This is a genomic window from Pseudarthrobacter sp. As-47 (genome assembly GCF_058215595.1).
The window spans coordinates 1,062,663-1,083,203 of record NZ_CM177088.1; the positions used below are offsets into that span (position 1 = coordinate 1,062,663).

Annotated in this window: 18 protein-coding genes; 5 read left to right on the forward strand and 13 right to left on the reverse strand. The window is 66.5% G+C overall.

Going from position 1 to position 20,541, the window contains the following annotated elements:
• Positions 1–117: 117 nt before the first annotated feature.
• The gene (locus AC4BCK_RS04950) at positions 118–1,317 is read right to left on the reverse strand and encodes a TerC family protein (RefSeq protein ID WP_174175892.1); all 1,200 of its coding nucleotides are present in this window, start codon (positions 1,315–1,317) and stop codon (positions 118–120) included.
• 41 nt (positions 1,318–1,358) lie between these two features.
• On the reverse strand, positions 1,359–3,032 hold the full coding sequence (locus AC4BCK_RS04955) for a RecQ family ATP-dependent DNA helicase (RefSeq protein ID WP_490566896.1): 1,674 nt from the start codon (positions 3,030–3,032) through the stop codon (positions 1,359–1,361).
• 222 nt (positions 3,033–3,254) lie between these two features.
• Between AC4BCK_RS04955 and AC4BCK_RS04960 the strand changes: the two genes are divergently transcribed.
• Positions 3,255–5,573, forward strand: coding sequence for an FdhF/YdeP family oxidoreductase (locus tag AC4BCK_RS04960; RefSeq protein WP_490566657.1), 2,319 nt, complete (start codon positions 3,255–3,257; stop codon positions 5,571–5,573).
• Between the two features lie 136 nt (positions 5,574–5,709).
• Here AC4BCK_RS04960 and AC4BCK_RS04965 read toward each other — a convergent pair whose 3' ends face one another.
• Positions 5,710–6,039 (reverse strand): DUF6457 domain-containing protein, encoded by a 330-nt coding sequence (locus tag AC4BCK_RS04965; RefSeq protein WP_364272076.1) that lies wholly within the window; start codon positions 6,037–6,039, stop codon positions 5,710–5,712.
• Between the two features lie 326 nt (positions 6,040–6,365).
• Here AC4BCK_RS04965 and fdhA point away from each other — a divergent pair, with 326 nt between their 5' ends.
• From fdhA to AC4BCK_RS04985, 4 genes are all read left to right on the forward strand, one after another.
• The gene (gene fdhA, locus AC4BCK_RS04970) at positions 6,366–7,583 is read left to right on the forward strand and encodes a formaldehyde dehydrogenase, glutathione-independent (protein WP_174175886.1); all 1,218 of its coding nucleotides are present in this window, start codon (positions 6,366–6,368) and stop codon (positions 7,581–7,583) included.
• Between the two features lie 125 nt (positions 7,584–7,708).
• Positions 7,709–8,059: a GNAT family N-acetyltransferase gene (locus AC4BCK_RS04975; protein ID WP_174175884.1), complete on the forward strand. Its 351-nt coding sequence runs from the start codon at positions 7,709–7,711 to the stop codon at positions 8,057–8,059.
• A gap of 51 nt (positions 8,060–8,110) precedes the next feature.
• The gene (locus tag AC4BCK_RS04980) at positions 8,111–9,028 is read left to right on the forward strand and encodes a serine hydrolase (protein ID WP_363956991.1); all 918 of its coding nucleotides are present in this window, start codon (positions 8,111–8,113) and stop codon (positions 9,026–9,028) included.
• Between the two features lie 48 nt (positions 9,029–9,076).
• Entirely contained in the window at positions 9,077–10,438 is a 1,362-nt protein-coding gene (locus AC4BCK_RS04985) for an MFS transporter (protein ID WP_364319437.1), read from the forward strand.
• Between the two features lie 17 nt (positions 10,439–10,455).
• On the opposite strand, the gene AC4BCK_RS04990 is transcribed toward AC4BCK_RS04985, so the two are convergent.
• The 10 genes from AC4BCK_RS04990 to AC4BCK_RS05035 form a co-directional block, all read right to left on the reverse strand.
• On the reverse strand, positions 10,456–11,208 hold the full coding sequence (locus AC4BCK_RS04990; protein ID WP_363956986.1) for an ArsR/SmtB family transcription factor: 753 nt from the start codon (positions 11,206–11,208) through the stop codon (positions 10,456–10,458).
• Positions 11,209–11,270: 62 nt separating this feature from the next.
• Complete coding sequence (locus AC4BCK_RS04995) at positions 11,271–12,524, reverse strand: MFS transporter (protein ID WP_251423717.1); 1,254 nt, start codon at positions 12,522–12,524, stop codon at positions 11,271–11,273.
• 152 nt (positions 12,525–12,676) lie between these two features.
• Complete coding sequence (locus AC4BCK_RS05000) at positions 12,677–13,951, reverse strand: AGE family epimerase/isomerase (RefSeq protein ID WP_490566658.1); 1,275 nt, start codon at positions 13,949–13,951, stop codon at positions 12,677–12,679.
• A 37-nt stretch (positions 13,952–13,988) separates the two neighbouring features.
• Positions 13,989–14,174, reverse strand: a complete 186-nt coding sequence (locus AC4BCK_RS05005) for a hypothetical protein (RefSeq protein WP_174175872.1) — start codon at positions 14,172–14,174, stop codon at positions 13,989–13,991.
• A gap of 47 nt (positions 14,175–14,221) precedes the next feature.
• A complete protein-coding gene (locus AC4BCK_RS05010; RefSeq protein ID WP_174175870.1) occupies positions 14,222–14,965 on the reverse strand; it encodes a sulfite exporter TauE/SafE family protein in 744 nt (247 codons plus the stop codon).
• A complete protein-coding gene (locus AC4BCK_RS05015) occupies positions 14,966–16,405 on the reverse strand; it encodes an NAD-dependent succinate-semialdehyde dehydrogenase (RefSeq protein ID WP_490566659.1) in 1,440 nt (479 codons plus the stop codon). It abuts the gene before it with no gap.
• A gap of 79 nt (positions 16,406–16,484) precedes the next feature.
• Positions 16,485–17,300 (reverse strand): carbohydrate ABC transporter permease, encoded by an 816-nt coding sequence (locus AC4BCK_RS05020; RefSeq protein WP_104186254.1) that lies wholly within the window; start codon positions 17,298–17,300, stop codon positions 16,485–16,487.
• 4 nt (positions 17,301–17,304) lie between these two features.
• Positions 17,305–18,267: a carbohydrate ABC transporter permease gene (locus tag AC4BCK_RS05025; RefSeq protein ID WP_104186255.1), complete on the reverse strand. Its 963-nt coding sequence runs from the start codon at positions 18,265–18,267 to the stop codon at positions 17,305–17,307.
• A complete protein-coding gene (locus AC4BCK_RS05030) occupies positions 18,264–19,550 on the reverse strand; it encodes an ABC transporter substrate-binding protein (protein WP_363956976.1) in 1,287 nt (428 codons plus the stop codon). Before AC4BCK_RS05030 ends, AC4BCK_RS05025 begins: the two co-directional genes overlap by 4 nt.
• A 91-nt stretch (positions 19,551–19,641) precedes the next feature.
• Entirely contained in the window at positions 19,642–20,526 is an 885-nt protein-coding gene (locus AC4BCK_RS05035) for an aldolase (RefSeq protein ID WP_251423705.1), read from the reverse strand.
• Positions 20,527–20,541 lie beyond the last annotated feature (15 nt).

Sequence of the window (20,541 nt, forward strand, 5' to 3'; positions counted from 1 at the left end):
CCTGGTCCAAACGTAGCAAGGGGCACTGACAAACAGACAAGCTTCAAAGTGGGTAGCAGTAAGTGTCGTTCCGAGCCCTCAAAACGACACTTACTGCTACCTGGTTGGGTGGGACGGTCAGTTCTCCGCGGCCGCCCGCACCTGGGCTTTGTCGTGTTCGTCGTGGGCTTTTCGCAGCAGGTCCAGGAATTCGGTCTCGTTGCGGATGAGCCGCTTGTACTTCTCCGGCAGCTTCCGGATCTCGTTCTCCTCGCGGCACATCGCGGCGAAGATCTTGTCCCGCTCGTTCATGTCCGTCTCGTAGTTGAGGTCCAGGTACTCGACGGCGTGCCGGCGGGCGCCGGAGACGGCATTTTTGGCCTTGCCCTTGGGGCTGAAGATGGACGCCAGCACCGTGATCACCAGGACGCCGAGGATGACGCTCAGGGAAACGCCCGTGCTGACTTCCACCACGCTGACGTGCTCGCCGTCGTTGATGAACGGCAGGGTGTTCTCATGCAGGGCGTGCAGGATGAGTTTGACGCCGATGAAACCCAGGATGACGGCGAGGCCGTAGGACAGGAAGATCAGCCGGTCCAGCAGTCCGTCGATCAGGAAGTAGAGCTGGCGCAGGCCCATCAGGGAGAACGCCGTGGCCGTGAAGACAATAAAGACGTTCTGGGTCAGGCCAAAGATCGCCGGGATGGAGTCCAGCGCAAACAGGATGTCCGTGCCGCCGATTGCCACCATCACCAGGAGCATCGGGGTCAGGACGCGCTTGCCGTTCTCGACGGTGAACAGCTTGTCGCCGTCGTAGTGTTCCGACGCCGGCAGGAACTTCTTGGCGAGCCGGACCACCAGGCCCTCGGAGTCGTCGTCGTGGCTGCCCGGCTTGAGCAGGTTTCCGGCGGTGATCAGGAGGATCAGGCCGAAGATGTAGAACACCCACGCGAAGCTGTTGATCAGCGCAGCGCCCAGGAGGATGAAGCCCGTGCGCGCGATCAGGGAAAAGACGATGCCGAACAGCAGCACCTTCTGCTGGTCCGCGCGGGGCACCCGGAAGCTGGCCATGATGATCAGGAAGACGAAGAGGTTGTCCACGGACAATGCCTTCTCCGTGATGTATCCGGCGAAGTATTCGGTGCCCATGGTGGGTCCCCCGAACAGCAGCACGCCCAGTCCAAAGAGCACGGCGATGCCCACATAGATCGAGGACCAGAGGGCGGCTTCCTTAAGCGAGGGCGTGTGGGCCTTGCGCACATGGAAGAAGAAATCGAAGGCCAGCAGGCCCACGATCCCGGCAATGGTCAGGGTCCAAACATAAGCAGGTACTTCCACGCTGCGGGCCTTTCGTCGGAGTCTCCTTAAAGCCTACCCACCTATGCCGGCTTCAGGAGTCCGTGTTCCACAACGGCGGCGCGCGAGAGGGTCTTGTAGCCCTCGTGTTCGAACAGGACGGTGATGACGTCGTCCTCATGCCGCATCACCAGGCCCGGCCCCCACTCCTTGTGGACCACGGCGGACTGGAGCGGGAACGGCTCCGCCGCCCGCCCACCCGGGGCTCTGCCGCCGTCGTCCGCCCCGTCACGGGAGGGGTGCCTGGCGGCGTCAGCGCAGGCATCACAGTTGCCGCAGGCCTCCGCCAGGTCCTCGCCGAAATAGCCCAGCAGGAACAGGCGGCGGCAGCCGTCCGTCTCCGCATAGGCGCGCATCATGGTGAGCCGGGACTGGTCAACGCGCTGGCGGGCCTCGGCGAGTTCGACGGCGCCGCGCACCAGGGCGGGCAGCCTGGCTGTGGAGGCCAGCCGGACGCCGCGCTTGCCCAGGGCAACGGCGCCGGTTTCCTCCAGCTGGTTCAGCAGCCCGGTGATGCGCCGGGCGGGAAGCCCCGTGAGATCAGGCAGCGATGACTTGGGCGTGGGCCCGTCCGCTGCCTTCAGAACTTTCAGCAGAGCCAGCAGAGAGGCGGGATCGGGGGTGTGGGTGGCAAAGAACTTCCGCAGGCCCAGGTCCTCTGACCGGTAGTGGAGCACAGCGGACGCGGGTTCCCCGTCACGTCCGGCCCTGCCGATTTCCTGGTAGTAGGAGTCCAAGGATTCCGGAATGTCCGCATGGACCACGAAGCGCACATTGGGTTTATCGATGCCCATGCCGAAAGCGGTGGTGGCCACCACCACGTCGAGGCCGTCCGCCAGGAACTGTTCGTGGATGCGTTCGCGATCCGCGGCCGAACGGCCTGCGTGGTAGGCCTCCGCGCGCAGCCCCACCTTGCACAGCTTGGCGGCGTACTTTTCGGTGTCCTTGCGGGTGGCGGCGTAGAGGAGCCCCTGACCGTCACGGGCCAGGGCGGCCACCTGCTTCAGCACGGCCTTGCGTTTGTCCTTGTCCTCGTGGTGGCGTACGACGTCCAGCGTGATGTTGGGCCGGTCGAACCCGCGGACCAGGACCAGCGGGTCCTTCATGCGCAGCCGCTCCACGATTTCGTCCCTGACCGGGGGAGATGCGGTGGCGGTAAGGGCGGCCACGGGAGGATTGCCGAGCTGTTCGCGGATGTGGCCCAGGCCGAGGTAGTCGGGGCGGAAATCGTGGCCCCAGGAGGAGACGCAGTGGGCCTCGTCCACCACAAACAGGGAAATGCCCAGCGCTGCGATGCGGTCAACGGTCTTGTGCTTGGCCAGCTGCTCCGGGGCCAGGAACAGGAACGTGGCTGTGCCGCTTTCCACCGCCTGCCAGGCCGCCTCCACCTCGGAATCGCTGCGGGAGGAGTTGACGGCCACTGCCGCACCCGGACCCAGGTCCCCGTCCAGCCCCTCAAGCTGGTCCTCCTGCAGGGCAATGAGCGGGGAAACCACGACGGCGGGACGTCCCGTGGTGTTGTGCAGGTGCTGCGCCGCGACCTGGTAGATCGCGGATTTGCCATAGCCGGTGGGCATGACGGCCAGGACGTCACGGCCCGCGGCGAGGGCTGCCATGCCGGCCAGCTGGCCGTCCCGCAGGTGGGGCAGGGAGAAGGAGGAGGCCGCGAGGGCGGCAAGGACGAGATCGTCGGACATGGTGGCGCTCCGCGCAGAGTGGTTCCTGCGGCCGCTTGCTTCAGCCAAGGTAACCAGCCTAACGCCAGCTGCGTGCCGCCGTCGTCCGTTGCCCATGCTGCCTGCGCGGCGGGGAGCTGCCCTCCTTGACTTCCCCGCCACCCTGAACAAGTGTGGGGAAGGAACCGGCCCGCCGAAACATCGGAAGACGGCCGCGCCTGCAGAACGCAAGGAGAACCAGCCGTGACGCGCAAGAATCCCGAAGTTGAAGAGGCCGACGAATCCGACATCGAAGTCAGCGGCCACCCGAAGACATGGGCAGCGGGAGTGCCGGGCGTCTACCATTCCATGCAGCCGGCTCTGAAGCACATGGGCCTGGAACGGTCCAGGAAGACCCTGCTGGCGCTGAACCAGAAGGACGGGTTCGACTGCATGAGCTGCGCGTGGCCGGACCCGGGCCACCGCAAGACGTTCGAATTCTGCGAAAACGGCGCCAAGGCCGTGACGTGGGAGGCCACCCCGGTGGTGATTGGCTCCGACTTCTGGCAGGAGCACCCCGTCAGCGAACTGCTGCAGCGGTCCGAGTACTGGTTGGGCATGCAGGGACGCCTGACCGAGCCGGTGTACAAACCAGCAGGGGAGGACCGCTACCGGCCCGTCAGCTGGGACGAGGCGTTCGGGATCATCGCGGACAAGCTGAACTCCCTGCCCAGCCCGGACCAGGCGGCCTTCTACACCAGCGGCCGCACGTCGAACGAGGCCGCCTTCCTCTACCAGCTGTTCATCCGCGGGTACGGCACCAACAACCTGCCGGACTGCTCCAACATGTGCCACGAGTCCTCCGGCTGGGGCATGGGCCAGACCATCGGCGTGGGCAAGGCCACGGTCTCCTATGACGACTTCGCCAAGGCGGACCTGATCATCATCATGGGCCAGAACCCGGGCACCAACCATCCGCGGATGCTCACGGCCCTGGAAGAGGCGAAGGAAGCCGGTGCAAGCATCGTGGCGGTCAACCCGCTGCCCGAGGCGGGGCTGATGCGCTACAAGAACCCGCAGAAGGTCAAGGGCATCATCGGCCGCGGCACCGATCTGGCCGACCAGTTCCTCCAGGTCCGGATTGGCGGGGACATGGCGCTGCTGCAGGCGGTGTCCCGGCGGGTCCTCGACGCCGAGGCGGCCAACCCGGGAACCGTGCTGGACCACCAGTTCCTCGAGGAACACTGCCAGGGACTTGAGGAGCTCCGGGCGCACCTTGCCGAACTGGACGAGGCAGCCGTCCTGGAAGCCACCGGCCTGCGGGCCGAGGAAATCGACGAACTGGCCGACCGCTACCTCCGCGCGGAGAAGGTCATCATCACGTGGGCCATGGGCATCACCCAGCACAAAAAGGGTGTGGCCACCATCAAGGAGATCATCAACCTGCTGCTGCTGCGCGGCAATATCGGCAAGCCGGGCGCGGGCGCCTCACCCATCCGCGGGCACAGCAATGTCCAGGGGGACCGCACCATGGGCATCTGGGAGCAGATGCCGCCGGCGTTCCTGGACGCCCTGGGCAAGGAGTTCAGCTTCGAACCGCCGCGGGAGCACGGCGCGGACGCGGTGGAAACCATCAGGCAGATGCGCGACGGCGGGATCAAGGTTTTCATCGCGATGGGCGGCAACTTCGTGGGCGCCATGTCGGACACCCGGGCTGCCGAATCGGCAATGGCCGGCACGGACCTCTCCGTCCAGATCTCAACCAAACTCAACCGCTCCCACGCCGTGACCGGCGCCGAGGCATTGATCCTGCCCACGCTGGGCCGCACCGAGATCGACCTGCAGGAATCCGGCCCGCAGTTCGTCTCGGTGGAGGACACGGTCTGTGCCGTGCACGCCTCCCACGGCACCGTCGCACCGGTGGCCCCGCACCTGCTCTCCGAGGTGGCGATCGTCTGCCAGCTGGCGCAGCGTGTGCTGGGAGACAGGATTTCCGCAGACTGGGCCGGGTTCCAGAAGGACTACGACCTGATCCGCGAGCATATCTCCCACGTGGTGGTGGGCTGCGAGGACTACAACCGGAAGATCCGGCAGGAAGGCGGCTTTGTCCTGCCCAACGGCCCCCGCGATTCCCGCACGTTCAACACCCCCACCGGCAAGGCCATGCTCACCGTCAACGAACTGGTACATGTGGAGCGTCCGGCCGGCACCCTGATACTGCAGAGCATGCGCTCGCACGACCAGTTCAACACCACCATCTACGGCCACAATGACCGGTACCGGGGGATCAAGAAGGGCCGCGAGGTGGTGTTCGTGAATCCGGAGGACCTGGCCGAGCTGGGGCTTGAAGACGGGCAGCACGTGGACGTGCGCGGGGTGTATCCGGACAACGTGGAGCGGGTCCTGCGGAACTACCGCCTGGTGTCCTATCCGTCAGCGCGGGGATGCGCGGCCGCCTACTATCCGGAAGCGAATGTCCTGGTGCCGCTGGAGAGTGTGGCGGAAGGCAGCCAGACGCCGGTCTCCAAAGCCGTGATCGTAAGGCTGGAGCCTGTTACTGAACCTTCGCCCGCCACGGCCTAGGGTGCCTGGCTAACACGAGCGGCCCGCGCCCGCCACGGCGTAGGGTGCCTGGCCCGCACGAGCGGCCCGCGCCCGCACGAGCGGCCCCCGCCCGCATAGCGGCGCGGGCCAGCACCGCGTTTGCGGGCCAGGGCCGCTACTGGGCTGTGTCCGCCCAGCCCTTGCTGGCCGGACCGCCGTCCTGCCCGTCCTCGCACAGCTGGAAGGCCACGTCCGCCGCTTTTTCTATGGAGGCCGTTGATGCCTCCTTGGTACCGGCACTGCCCGTGCCGGCTTCCAGGCCCGCGGCATACCCCACCATGAAGGTGGTGATGGGGGCCGCGGCATGCGTCACGGAGTCGGCAGACTTGCGGGCCAGGTCCAGGAGCAGATTATGGTCCACCTTCAGGTCCAGGATCTGTAGCGCCTGGGCCAGCCGGTTGCTCCATTGGTCCAGGATCTGCATTTCGTCCTCGTTGGCAGGCATGTCCGCTCCTTGGTTTACGTCAGTGTCGGGACATTGGATCGTCCTCCGTGCCGAGACTACAAGGGTTAGCCGCGGAAGTCATTGGTTCCAGCGGGTACTTGGTCTAACCCCCAATTCATAAACGGGTAGTCAGCCGGGCTTACTACCTCTAGCTATGGCGGCTGTCCGTGCTTAGACTGGGCGCACCCCACTCGAGGATGCTCTCCGGCAACTGATTCCCCAGCCATCAGCAGATGCTGGACGGTGCCGGTCCGGCGGGGTGTGCATCACCACTCATGAATCACGGCCGCCCTACCGGGTGAACCGTGGGATAACAGGAGAAAAAGATGACAGGGAACAAAGCCGTTGCCTACAAGGGCCCCGGGAAAGTCGAACTGATTGACATCGACTACCCCACGTTCGAACTGAAGGACGGGCCGGGGGTCAACCCGGCAAACGTCGGACGCGCCGTCAACCATGGCGTGATCCTGAAGACTGTGGCCACCAACATCTGTGGCTCGGACCAGCACATGGTGCGCGGCCGCACCACCGCACCGCCGGACCTGGTGCTGGGGCACGAGATCACCGGCGAAGTGGTGGAAGTTGGCCGCGACGTTGAATTCATCAAGGTGGGGGACCTTTGTTCAGTCCCGTTCAACATTGCCTGCGGCCGCTGCCGGAACTGCAAGGAGCGCAAGACGGGCATCTGCCTGAACGTGAACCCGGACCGTCCGGGCAGCGCCTACGGATACGTGGACATGGGCGGCTGGGTGGGCGGCCAGGCCAATTACGTGCTGGTGCCGTACGCCGACTGGAACCTGCTGAAGTTCCCGGACAAGGACCGGGCCATGGAGAAAATCCTTGACCTGGCCATGCTCTCGGACATCTTCCCCACGGGATTCCACGGTGCCGTGACTGCCGGCGTGGGGGTTGGGTCCACGGTGTACATTGCGGGGGCCGGTCCCGTGGGCCTGGCAGCGGCTACCAGCGCTCACCTGCTGGGTGCCGCCGTCGTGATTGTGGGCGACCTGAACGAGGACAGGCTGGCGCGGGCGCGCAGCTTTGGCTGCGAAACGGTGGACCTCACCAAGGGGGGACCGGCGGAGCAGATCGAGCAGATCCTGGGTGTGCCGGAAGTGGACTGCGGCGTGGACGCGGTGGGCTTCGAGGCGCGCGGCCACGGACACGGCAAGGACGCCGAGGAGGCTCCGGCCACGGTGTTGAACTCGCTGATGGACATCACCGCTGCCGGCGGTGCGCTGGGCATCCCGGGGCTGTATGTGACGGGCGATCCGGGCGGCGTCGACGAGGCAGCCAAGAAGGGTGCCCTGAGCCTGAGCCTGGGTACCGGTTGGGCGAAGTCGCTGAGCTTCACCACGGGCCAGTGCCCCGTGATGAAGTACAACCGGCAGCTGATGATGGCCATCCTGAACGACAAGGTGCACATCGCCAAGAACGTGAACGCCAAGGCCATCACGCTTGAAGAGGCGCCCCAGGGCTACGCGGAGTTCGACGCAGGTGCGGCCACCAAGTACGTCCTCAACCCGAACGGCTACCTGAGCTAGGCCGGAACGGGCCAGGCGCCGCCGCAGGCGGGCGGGCGGTGATGTCCGGTAAGGGACGGGTGCGGAAATAGATGCCCTTCGGCTGAGGTTAGGCTGAAGGACACACCGCATCGAAGGAGATCCCCTTGAGTGACATCACCGTCCGCCATAACCCCGACCGCGACCGCTTCGAGATCCTCGACGCCGGCAATGTTATTGGCAAGGCGGCGTACAAGGAGTACGACGGCGGCGCCTCGCCGGAGCGGATTTTCTACCACACGGTGATCAATGAGGAATACGGCGGGCAGGGCCTGGCGGGCCAGCTCGCCACCGTTGCCCTGGACGAGACGGTCAGGGCGGGCGTGGGCATTGTTCCTGTCTGCCCCTTCATTAAGAAATTCCTCGCCAAGCATCCCGAATACGCCGGCGATGCTGTGACCGTGAAGCCCGCGCACCTGGAGTTCCTCGATGGGGCCCTGGCGAGCCGCACCCGCTGACGTGCAGGGCATCCGTCCGATTGTGTGATCGTCGAGGTGGCAGGAGCTCCCATGGCGGCGGACCCGCGGCTGCGCCCGGCCGGGCGCCATTTCCGCCAGCCCCGCCGGGTGCGGAAGAGGCTGGTGGCGCTGTTCTCCGCCGTGGCACTGGTCATTGCGGCAATCGTTGGTGTGGCCGCAGTCCGTTCCGTGCCCTTCTCCGGCACGGCAGTCCCGGTCCCAGCAGCCATCCAGGAGACCCCGGTGGCTGTTGCCCCGGCGTCACTCCAGGACCGCATCGACGCCGTCCTGGCGGAGGACACCGGCTACAGGATCGGGCTGGCTCTGGCTGACGTATCGGGTGACGCGGCGCTGGCCTTCGGTGACATGGACGAATTCGCGGCCGCCAGCACGGCGAAGATCATCACGGCCGCGGCCTACTACCATCTGGTTGAAACCGGAAAAGCTGACCTAAACGGGCCGCTGGGGGACTACGACGCGGCGTTCCAGCTTGAAGCCATGGTGAACCAAAGCAACAACGATTCCTGGCTTTTGCTGATGGACGCCGTGGGATACCCGGAGCTGACAGGCTACGCAGCCTCAATCGGCGTCACCTATGACCCGGAGGAGAACCGCCTGGCGCCCGCGGATATGGCCCTGGTCCTGAAGAAGCTGTACGCCGGGGACCTCCTGGATGAGGACCACACGGCCCAGTTGCTCGGCTACATGCAGGAGACCAACAACGAGGACCTGATCCCGGCAGGGTCACAGGCCGGCGTTGACGTGTTCCACAAGTATGGGGAGTTGGGCGGCGCCCTTCACGACGCCGCCGTGCTGAGCTACCGCGGCTCGGCCTTTGTGCTGGTGATCTACACCGAGAATCCCGAGGGTATGGAATTGCCTGGCCAGTCCGAGGTGATCCGCAGGCTCACCGGCATTGTTGAAGAAAGCCTGTTCCCGCCCGTCCAGCCAGGCGCCCTGGGACGGTAGGTTTCCTCAAAGTCGCGCCGGCCCGGCGGTATGCAGCAGACTGTTTCCGTGAGCAACAAAACCCGGACTGCACTGGCCGTCGCCGGCCTCAGCCTGGGCACGGCACTGAACCCCCTCAACTCCTCCATGATCGCCGTCGCCCTGGTGGTGCTCCGCGCTGATTTTGGGCTCGACGTCGCCGCGGTCACCTGGGTGGTCACCTCGTTTTACCTTGCCTCAGCGGCGGGCCAGCCGGTGATGGGCAGGCTTGCGGACAGGTTTGGGCCGAGGCGGATGTTCATGCTGGGCATGGCGCTGGTGGCGCTGACCTGCGCGATGGCGCCGTTCGCCCCGAACTTTGCGCTGCTCTGCGTGGCCCGGGCCGTGATGGCGCTGGGCACGGCCACCGCCTATCCCAGCGCCGTGGTGATGGTGGGCGCCATTGCGCACCGGGCCAACGTGGAACCGGCACGTCCGCTGGGCACCCTGCAGATGGCCAACACATCGGCGGCAGCGGTGGGGCCCGTGATCGGAGGGCTGCTGGTGGGCTTCGTGGGCTGGGAGGCGTTGTTCCTGGTCAACGTCCCGCTTGCGCTCGCAGCGCTGCTGATCGTGCGGCGGGCGGCGCCGGCGGACAAAGCCCGGGAACGCGGCAGCGTGGCCGAGTTGCTGCGGGACTCGGACATTCCCGGCATCCTGGGCTTTGTCACCGCGCTGCTGCTGGTGATGATGGCCGCCCTAAATGTCGTGGCGGGCTACCGCTGGTGGATGCTGGGCGCGGGAACGGCAGTGGCGGCACTGTTCGTCTGGCGGGAGCTCCGCTTTGCCCGCCCGTTCCTGGACCTGAGGCTCCTGGGCCGCAACAGGTCCCTCATGCTCATCTATCTCGGCTTCGCGGTTTTCAGCAGCGTCTATTACTTCGTCTTCTTCGGCCTTCCCCAGCTCCTGCAGGAGGCCGGCGGCTACGGGCCCGGCGTGGTGGGCCTGCTGATGCTGCCCCTGGCGGGCATGTCCGTCCTGGCCACCCCCTGGGCGGTGAAAGCGATGGGAAGGTTCGGCGTGCGGCGGGTGCTGGTTGCCGGCGTCGTGCTCCTGACCGTGGCCGCCGCCCTGATGTGGCTGCTCACCGGCACCCTGGCGATCCCGCTCGTGGTGGTGCTGACAGCACTGATGGGTATTCCGTACGGGACCGTGGGCATCGCCACCAACCAGGGCATGTTCGTGTCCATCCGGCCCCAGGAACGGGGCGTCGCGGCGGGCATCTACCAGACGTGCCGGTACGTCGGCGCGATCACGGCCACGGTGATGATCGGCGTGTTCGCGGGCGGCGGCGTGGACCAGGAAAGCTGGGCCCGGATGGTCCTGGCAATGCTGGTCCTGTGCGTGGTGACGTTCGCCGTGAGCCTGCTGTGGAGGCAGCGGACGGAGTAGGACCGCTGGAGGCGCGCCTAGGTGTACATCAGCGAGCCCGGGGTCGTCAGCGTCTCACCGGTCTCCAGCCAGGTCTTCAGCCCGGAGAGGATCATCGGCCAGCCGCCGTAGAGCTGTTCGTTGGCGCCTTCGCGGAGGTCGCTGTGGGTGACGGTCAGCCGGCACGAATCGCCCACCGGCTCGATCTCCCACGTGACCTTCGAGGTCCCCTCGGCCTTGACGTCCTCGCCCCAGAGGGCCCGCATGGTCTGGACCAGCCGCCGGGGCGGGTCCACCTCCAGGTTCTCGCCCTCGCCCAGCGGAGCGTCCGCCCTGACGTTGTTCATGGTGAAGCTGCTGCCCGGGGTCCAGTCCGTTTCTATGGTGTTTCCGAACTGGTACTTGCTCCGGATATCGCTGTCCGTGATGGCTTCCCAGAGCCGTTCCGGCGTGGTCTTGATGTAAATTTCGAAGATCTTTTCCATGGGACTTTCCAATCTGGATTTGAGGTCGCTGAGGCCAGCGGCCCATGGTTCTGAATATTTGCTCACCCAGCGGTCGTGGATGAGCCTGATGGGCACGGGATTCAGGAAATGCAGCTTTTCACGCCCCCGACGGCGGGTCACCACCAGGCCCGCATCCTCCAGGAGCTTGAGGTGCTTGGCAATGCCGAAGCGGGTCATGTCGAAGCGGGCCTCAAGCGCACTCAGGGACTGCCCATCCTCGCGGAACAGCTCATCGAGGAGGTCCCTGCGCGTGGGGTCGGAGAGTGCCTTGAACACTGCGTCCATAAAGAAAATGATAGGTGACCATATGGTCACCTATCAAGGGATTTCTCTGTTGTGGGAGGAGCCTAGGAGCGCCCGCCCACCTTCTCCGGTGCCGGTGTGGCGATGGGCCGCGGCTCCAGCCACACCCGCTCCCGCGGGCCCTGCGGGTAGGCGTGCTTCTTGTTGGCCATGGTGATGATCCAGGCTGCCACGACCGGCAGCGCCGCCGCCACGGGAACCAGCAGCGGACCACCCACCACCAGCGCCGCGGAGCCATACAGCGCGCCCACGGTGATGCCGAGCTGGATGGTCAGCACGGTGAGGCCGTTCGCGGCCTCCTGGTACTCGCCGCCCGCCCGAAGGATGGCGGACTGGTTGTAGATGCCGATCGCACCAAGCCCTGCACCCCAGACGGTCATGAGCACCAACGCCACGGCGAAGTTGCCCACCGCGAGGGGCAGGAAGAACATGGACAGGGCGATTGCCGCCGTCGTCACCAGCAGGGATCGTCGTGGCCGGGAGTCCACGGTGAGGCCCGCGATCCAGATGCCCAGCAGCCCGGAGCCGCCCAGCACCGTGAGCGAGAGGCTGGTGGCGTAGTCGGGGAAGCCGGCGTCGCGGATGAACGGGGCGATGTAGGTGAACAGCGCGAAGTGCGCCAGGACCAGCAGCGGCCAGGCAATGGCCACCGGCTTCACCCCGGGCTGGGCGATGGCCTTGCGGAGCGAGGGGCGGACGGCGTCGGAAATCCGCTGGACGCGCGGCAGGAGGAAGAACGCCAGCACGGTGAGGACCAGGCCGAACCCGGCAAGCACCATGAACGCGGCCCGCCAGCCCAGGAACCCGCCCAGCGCGGTGCCCACGGGAGCACCGATGGCCAGGCCCAGGCTGTTGCCGCTGAAGACGATGGCCAGGGCCTTGCCCACCTTGTCCGCCGGGACCACCCTGGTGACGAACGGGGCCATGGTGGTCCAGAGCAGGCCATGGGCCAGGCCGCCCACCAAACGGGCAATCATCGCGGACGTGAAGTCAGGCGCCAGTCCCACCATCGCATTGCTGGCGGCGAATGTCAGGACCAGCCCCACCAGCAGCGCGTGCCGCGGAATCTTCCCCAGCAGCCGGGCCGCCGGCACCACCGTGACCACAATGACCGCGGCATAGGCGGCAGCCAGGTAGCCGGCCACCGGCTCGGACACGTCCAGGCCGGCGCTGATCTGCGGCAGGAGCCCGGACGGGAGGAGCTCGGTGGTGATGGCGGTGAAGGCGATGGTGGCCAGGACCACCATCGCGGCGTACGGAAAACGGGCAGGTGCCGGCGCGGAAATCGCGGAAGACATGGGGGAGGGATCCATTCAAGGGGGAGGGGTGGAACGCGGCTCGCTGGCCGGACAATTCCTCCCTTAAATTTACAGGATCCCGCCCCCTGCTCCGTGCCGTTCCCGGCGCGTCCCCGTGCCGTGTACGGCGCGTCGGGAACGCACCGTGGGAATCAGCGGGCGGCCGGTTCCCTGACCTGCGCGGCGGCGGTCAGCCGTGAGTCCAGCAGTCCGGCCGCGACGGCGGGAGCAAGACCCGGCGCCAATGGAAGGCGCGGCACTACCAGGCAGTGCCAGAGGTGGTAGATGTCCGCCTTGCCCGACCACACGGTGGAGGTGACATTGCCGTGCTCGTCGAGCTCCTGCTTCCAGGATCCGTGCTCGTAGTCGATGAACCAGTCGCGGGCGTGGTCCCAGATCCGCTCGTACCAGTCCGCATACTTCTTCTCGCCGGTGGCAATGTAGAGTGCTGCCGCCCCGCCGATCGCCTCCGCGGGAACCCAGCGGATGCGGGTGGTGACCACCGGCTTGCCCTCCCAGTCGACCGTGTACACGAATCCGGGATTGCCGTCCGGCTGCCAGGCGTCGCGGATGGCGGCGTCGAACAGGCCGCGCGCGTCGTCGAGCAGCCAGTCCGGGACGTCCAGGCCGCGGGCCTCGAGTCCGGCACGGAGGTGCAGCAGCAGCCGTGCCCACTCAACCCAGTGGCCGGGCGTCCCGCCATAGGCCCGGAACTGGCTGGCCCGGTCATCGGTGTTGTACTCCGGCATAGGCGTCCACGCGGGGTCGAAATGCTCGAAGACCCGGTAGTTGTTGTTGCGCGCAAATTTGTGGATGAGCACCTCGGCAATGTGCAGGGCCCGTTCCAGCCAGCGGTCCTCGCCGGTCACGTCAGCGACGATCAGGTAGGCCTCCACCGAGTGCATGCTCGCGTTGCCGCCGCGGTAGGCCTCGGTTTCCGTGAACTCCCGGTTCCAGGAGTCGAAGCACATGTTGGCTTCATGGTCCCAGAACTTTGTGTCGGCTATCCGCAGGGCCTCGTCGAGCAGTTCCCGTGCACCGGGGCGGTCCGCCGCAACGGCGCTGGCGGCGGCGAGGAGCACGAAGGAGTGCTGGTAGCCGGATTTGGTGTCCTTCACCGGCCCGTTCGCGTCAATCTCGGCGTACCAGCCGCCGAACTCGTCATCGTGGAAGGCCCCGTTGAGCGCCGCGATGCCGTGGTCCACGAGCGTCCCCGCGCCCGGCCGTCCCATAAGCGCGGCGACAGCGAAACTGTGGACCATCCGGGCGGTGATCCAGAGATGGGTCGGCTTGTCGGCAAATACCTTGCCGTTGTTGTCGAGCCAGCCGAAACCCGTGGGCACCTTTGACCCTGCGGCGAAATTGGCCAGCCGGTCGGTTTCTGCCTCGAGCCATCGTGCGTGGGCGGCACTGTTCAGCCACGTCATGTCATGTCCTCTTTCTGATGCGGGTGCACGTCCGAAACTAGCGCGTGCCAAAGTCGGTATCTGTGTATGCGCCGGCGCGCCGGGCAGCGCCGCCGCAGGTGCAGTCGTTTCCAACGTCAAGCTGGATGTTCACCGGAGCGCCGGTGCCAACCGTCAGCGAGATGGTCTCGCCGTTGCTGGTGGACACGCGCAAGGGGCTTTTGTGCGGGGAGATGGCAGGCATGGCCGCCCTTTCGTTGGTGGTTGGTTTGGTTGGAGGGGTGTGGCTGGCTACCCGACGGCGTCGAGCAGGCCGCGGACAATGGTGGCCGCCGCGCCCAGGTAGGCCAGGACAATCAGCAGGATCTGGGCCGCGCGGGCGGGGACAAAACGGGCAGCGACGTCGCCGAGGACCAGCCCGACGAGGCAGGCTCCGGCGACCGCCGCCCACATGGCAACGGGAAGAGAGGGGAACGTGGCGGGCGCCGTGAGGGCTTTCGAGGCCAGGGACAGCGCGCCGATGGTGAAGAAGTACGGCTGCATGGTGGCGGCAAAGGACTTGTGCTGCCACCGGGTGGCGATGGAGTACATGCTCACCGCCGGTCCGCCGACGCCGGCCGCAGTGTTCATGAACCCGCTGAGGCCGCCCGCGGTGAGGAGGTAGCGGCGCCGGGGCGGCAGCGTGGCGGACTTCAGGGCCAGCAGGACGGTCAGCCCGACCGCCAGGATCACCCCGATGGAAATCTCCAGGACCGCCGGCGGGATGAGCCGGATCAGGAAGGCCGCCGGCACGATCCCCAGCACCGCCGACGCCGTGAGGGCCGCGTACCGTTTCCAGTCGATGTCCCGGGCCACCCGGAAGATGATGGCACCGGCAGTCACGGCGCCGCACACGTTCACCAGCACCACCCCCTCCACCGGGCCCAGGAGCAGCACCAGGAAGGGGGCGGCCACCAGGGCGAAGCCCATGCCGGTGATGCGCTGCATTCCTGCACCCATGACGACGGCGCCCAGCACCAGCCCGGTGGTCAGCATTTAGGGCCGCCAGGCCACGTATTGGACCTCCTCGAACTCCTCCAGGCCCAGGCTTGCGCCTTCCCGGCCCAGGCCTGACTGCTTGGCGCCGCCCATGGGTGCGAAGGCCACGGACGGCAGGGGGTCGTTGACGCCCACGATGCCGGCTTCGAGCTGCTCCGGAATGTCCCAGCCCCGCTTTGGGCTGCTGCTCCAGACGTAGGCGGCCAGGCCCATCTCGGTGGCGTTGGCCTTCCGGATGGCGTCCTCCTCCGAGGAGAAGGTCACGACGCCGGCTGCCGGACCGAAGACTTCTTCGGTCACCAGGGGTGCGTCGTCCGGGACGTCCGCCAGGAGCGTTGGTGCCAGGAAGGAGCCGTGGGTGGGCACGTCGGTCCGCTGTGTGACGCGGCGGGCGCCACGTTCCAGGGCGTCGTCCACCAGCGCCTGCACGGCGGAGACCCGCTCGGCGTCGATCAACGGGCCGAGGTCCGGGACCGGCGTGCCGTCGTCGGGAACGCCGTGGCCGATGCTCATCGCGTCGAAGCGCGCGGCCAGCCTGGCGGCGAACTCCCCGGCGATGCTGTCCTGGACCAGGAAGCGGTTGGCGGCCACGCAGGACTGGCCCGTGTTGCGGAGCCGGCCCAGCACTGCCCCCTCCACGGCTGCGTCCAGGTCTGCGTCCTCGAAGACGATGAAGGGCGCATTGCCGCCCAGTTCAAGAAGCGGCCGGACCACGCGGTCCGAGGCGGATGCCATGATCTGCTTGCCAACGCCTGTGGAGCCGGTGAAGCTGACTGCCCGTACGGCCGGGTGCTTGAGCAGCGCCGCGGTGATCTCCCGGGACGGGCCGTGGACCAGGTTGACCACGCCCGCCGGGAAACCGGCGTCGTGCAGGACCTCGAAGAGGCCGGTGGCGGCCAGCGGCGCTTTTTCGGAGACCCTGCCCACCACGGTGCAGCCTGCGGCGAGCATCGCGGCGAGTTTGCGGGCCTGGATGGAGACCGGGAAATTCCACGGGGTGAGGCTGAGGGCCACGCCGATGGGCTTCCGGAGGCTCAGGTGGCGGCGGCCCTGCAGCTCGGGCGGACTGACGGTGCCGGTGGTGCGCCGGACTTCCTCGGCAAACCAGCGGAAGTATTCCGCGGAGAAGTCCACCTCGCCCTGGGCTTCAGGGAGCCGCTTGCCGGCCTCGAGGGCCAGGGTCTGTGCGAGTTCATCACGGCGTTCGGCGAGGAGGTCGGCTGCGTTGCGGAGCAGGTCGGCGCGGTTCCGCACCGTGGTGCGGGACCAGGACCCAAAGGCCTCGGCGGCCGCGTCGGCTGCCTGGGTGGCGTCCGCAACGGTGCCCCAGGCGACCTCACCGACGGTGCTGCCGTTTCCGGGGTCCGTCACGTGCTTGGAGGTGCCGGTGGCGTGCCAGGTGCCGTTGACGAGGTGTTGCGCTGATTTGAGGTTCACGGATGATGCCTTTCGTGGGGCGGGGAGAGGTCCGGGACGGCGGGGCGGGCGTGGAAGCCCGCTGCCGCCGTCGTGATGCTCATCCCTTGCTGGCGCCGGCGGTGATGCCGGCAACGAAGTACCGCTGCAGGAAGACGTAGGCCACCACTACGGGCAGGGAAGCCAGGATGACGCCGGCGAACAGCAGCGGGTAGTTGGTCTGGAACTCGCCCTGGAAGCTCAGCAGCGCCAGCGGCAGCGTGCGGTTGCCGGGGGACTGGATGAACAGCAGCGGGTACAGCAGTTCGTTCCAGTGGATGACGAACAGGAAGATGGCAGCCGCGGCGATGGACGGGGCGGACAGCGGCAGGGCGATGGAGATATACGTCCGCCACGGGCCGGTCCCGTCAATCGAGGATGCTTCGTAGAGTTCCTTGGGCAGGGTCCGCATGAACCCGCCCAGGATGAAGACGGCGATGGGGAGGGTTGACACCAGGTTCGCCAGCACCAGGCCGGCCAGGCTGTCCAGCAGCCCCAGGCGGCCAAAGAGGACATACAGCGGAACCATGTTGGCCTGTGCCGGGATGGCCATGCCCAGGACCAGGAAGCCGAAGATGGCCCAGGACATGAAGCCCTTGAGCCGGGAGACGGCGTAACCTGCCAGGCTGGCCAGGAACAGGGTGAGCGGGACGGAGATGGCGGTGACAATCACGCTGTTCATGAAGGACGAGCCCAGGTCCTGGCCGCCTATCACCTCCGCGTAGTTGCCCGGTGAGAGGGACTGCGGCAGGCTGAACGGCCCGGCAAACAGTTCCTGCGTGGACTTGAAGCTGCCGAACCCCACCACGGTCAGCGGAACGATGATGATGACCGCGTAGATCGCGAGAATTCCGCGGCGGGTTATTGACGAGAGCATGCTGTCATTCCCCCTTCGGGGTGAGGCGGAGCAGCCGGCGCTGGAGCCAGGTGACCAGGGCGATCATGGCCATGAAGATGATCGACTGGGCTGCGGCGTAGCCGAACTCCGAGTTGGCGAAAGTGCTGTAGATGCGGGTGGAGAGGATGTCCAGGGACTGCTTGGGCGGGTTGCCCGCGATGCCCAGGATCAGGTCGAAGGCCTTGAACGACTGCACGGTGGTGTAGGCCACCACAATGGACGTCGCCGGGGCCACGAAGGGCCAGGTGATGGACTTGAACTGCTGCCACTTGTTGGCACCGTCCATCTCGGCTGCCTCGTAGAGTTCCCGCGGAATGGCCTGCAGGCCGGCGATGTACACCACCATCATCTGCCCGGCGTGGAACCACACCTGGGTCACAGCCACCCAGTACAGGGCCTGGGCGTCGTTGCCGAGGTAGGAGCTCTGGAGGGCTTCCAGGCCCACTCCGCCCAACACCGCGTTGGCCAGGCCGAAGTTGGGATCGTAGATGAACTTCCAGATGAAGGCCACGGACACCGAGGACAGGATGGTGGGGAAGAAGAACAGGGCGCGGAGCAGGACGCTTCCCCGCGAGTTCTTGGTCAGCAGCAGCGCAAGGATCAGCGAGAAGAACGTTTGCGCGATGACCACCAGCAGCACGAACTTGAGGTTGTTCGTGAGGGCGTTGGTGAACAGTGAGTCGTTGGTGAACGCCCGGATGAAGTTGTCCAGTCCCACGTAGTTGAACGCTGCCGAGAAACCGTTCCAGTCAGTGAGGGCGTACTGGAAGGCCTGCAGCGTGGGCATCACCAGGAAGAAGGCGATGACCGCGACGGCGGGAAGCGGGAAGAGGTACAGCGCCGGATTCACCCGGGTGGGGGAGCGGCGGCGCCCTTTATTGGCGTTTACGTCGGGAGGGCTGCCCGGTGCCTTCCGCTTCGCAGGCAGCCCGGTATGGGTGCTCATATCCGTTCGTCAACAATCTTCTGGGCGGCCTCCGCTGCCTGCTCGGGGCTGGTGCCCGAGATGACGGCGGTGGCGCTGGCTTCCACGGCATTACGGACGTCCAGGTTCTGGAACTGGAACCGGGCTGCCAGTGCTGTGTTCTTGTCCAGCCAGGGACTCAGGCGCTTCAGGTCCGGGTTGGTGTAGTCCACGTCTTTCACGGACACGTGCTGCGCCGTCTCGTTGGCGTAGTAGGCGGCGTTCTCCGGCTCCGAGAGGAAATCGATCCAGGCAGCCGCTGCGGCCTGGTTCTTGCTGGCCGAGTTGACGCCCAGGATGAAGGTGGCGTTGTAGACACCCTCATACTTGGCGTTGCCGTCGGAGGTGTTGGGGAAAACCAGCTCGATGGGGAACTGGGCGCCCAGGCCGCGGACGGCGGCAATGTGGTACGAACCGGTGGCGAGCATGGCTGCCTTGCCCTGCGAGAACAGGTTCTGGGCCGGTTCCACGGCGGTGCCGGTGGCGTTGGGCTGCAGGTAGGGGACCAGGTCCTTGTACTGGTTGAGCATCTTAATGAACCAGTCGTCGGTGACTTTGAGCTTGCCCTGTTCGATCTGGGCGCACATGTCGTCCACGGGGGCGTTGTTGGCGATCATGCAGTTGAAGAGCTGGCCGCCGTTTCCAACGTCGCCGCCGGGCCAGGAGATGGGGATGACGCCGGAGGACGCCAGCTTCTCGCACATGGCAAGGAACGAGTCCCAGTCCTTCGGGGCGAGTTCCGCTCCGGCCTTGTCGAACAGGTCCACGTTGGCCATGGGCATGGGGAACACCACCTGGTACGGCAGTCCCAGCTGGCTCTCGCCGGATTTGCCGGCGGAGAGCAGCCCCTCCTGGTAGTTCGAAACGGCCTTGCTGTCCTTGAGCTCGGTGTAAATCCCGGCCTCGGTGAAGTTCTTGAATTGGGATCCGCGGAAGGTTGCAAAGGCATCGCCGATGGAGCCGCCGCGAAGCTTCTGCAAGGCCTGGGCGTTGTAGTCGTTGGACGTGGAAATGTCCTGGGCCACTTCAACGCCGTCGTGCAATGCGGCAAAGCGCTTGATGAGCTCGTCGAACACCACCTTGTCCTCGCCGCGCCAGTGGGCGAAGGACACCTTGCCGGTGATGTCACCGGTGGCGGGGGCCGCCGGCCCGGTGGCGCCGCCGGGTGCCGTGGAACCGCCGGGGCCGGCGCAGGCTGCGGCAGTGGCGCCGAAGCCCAGGGCCCCCAGGAGTGCGATGGCCTGCCTGCGTGAAATCTGACTCACAATAATCTCCTCGTTGAGTGTTTTGCTGTGCCTGTTGTTGACTGCGGAACGGGTTGCCACGGTTCTGACGCTGTGGCTTCTCCAGGAGGGCTTATGCGTTGGTCCTTTGCGCGGTGACGACGTCGTCCACCACGGCGCAGAGGCGCTGCAGCCGGCGCACGGCGTCTGTGGACAAGGATTCAACGACGTCGGGCGCTCCGATGCAGGATGCCCAGACGGCGCGTCCGGAGAGGAAGCCGCTGGCGCCTTCCAGGCAGGCCCACCGGACTGCATCCGGGAAGACGTCTTCGGGGACGCCCGAGGAGAGCACCACCCAGGGGCCGTCGATGGCGTTGGTGAGCTCGGCGCATGCGGCGCGGACCTCGGCTTCGGAGGCCTGGCCGTGGAAGGGGACCTCCGCCTTGTACAGGTCCGCCCCCAGGCTGCCCAGTTCCCTGGCGGCGGCGAGGATCCCGGCGTTCCAGTCGAAGTCCCCGCCGGCCAGCGGCTTGCGGGAGACGGGCTCGATGATGCTGATGAGTCCTGCGGACCGGCAGCTCTCCACGAATTCGCGGACCATGGCCACCCTGCCCTCGGCGGGCTCGTCCGGGCGGTACAGCACCAGGAGCTTAAGCGCCTTGACGCCGAGGGCCTTGTACTTGTGCGGGTCCACCAGGCGGTCGATGGTCACCTCGCCCACCAGCTCGCCGTGCGCCGATTCGAAGTGGTCCGCCGAGGCGATCAGCCCGCAGTTGGGGTCCACCACGTTGTCCGCGATGGCCTGGTCCAGGGCGAACTGCCGGTCGATGAGGACGCCGGATGCGTAGGGGGTGAGGATTTTGGCGGCCTGGAGCTTGAAGTCCTGGAGGTCCTGGTCCGTGACGGGCTGGTCCGTGTGTTCGGCGAACATGTTGCGCATGGCTTCGCGCTGGTCGACGGCGAGCATTGCGAAGGCGCCTGACGGGCGCTGGAGGGGTGAGAGGTCTGTGGGGCTCATGGGCTGCTTCTTTCA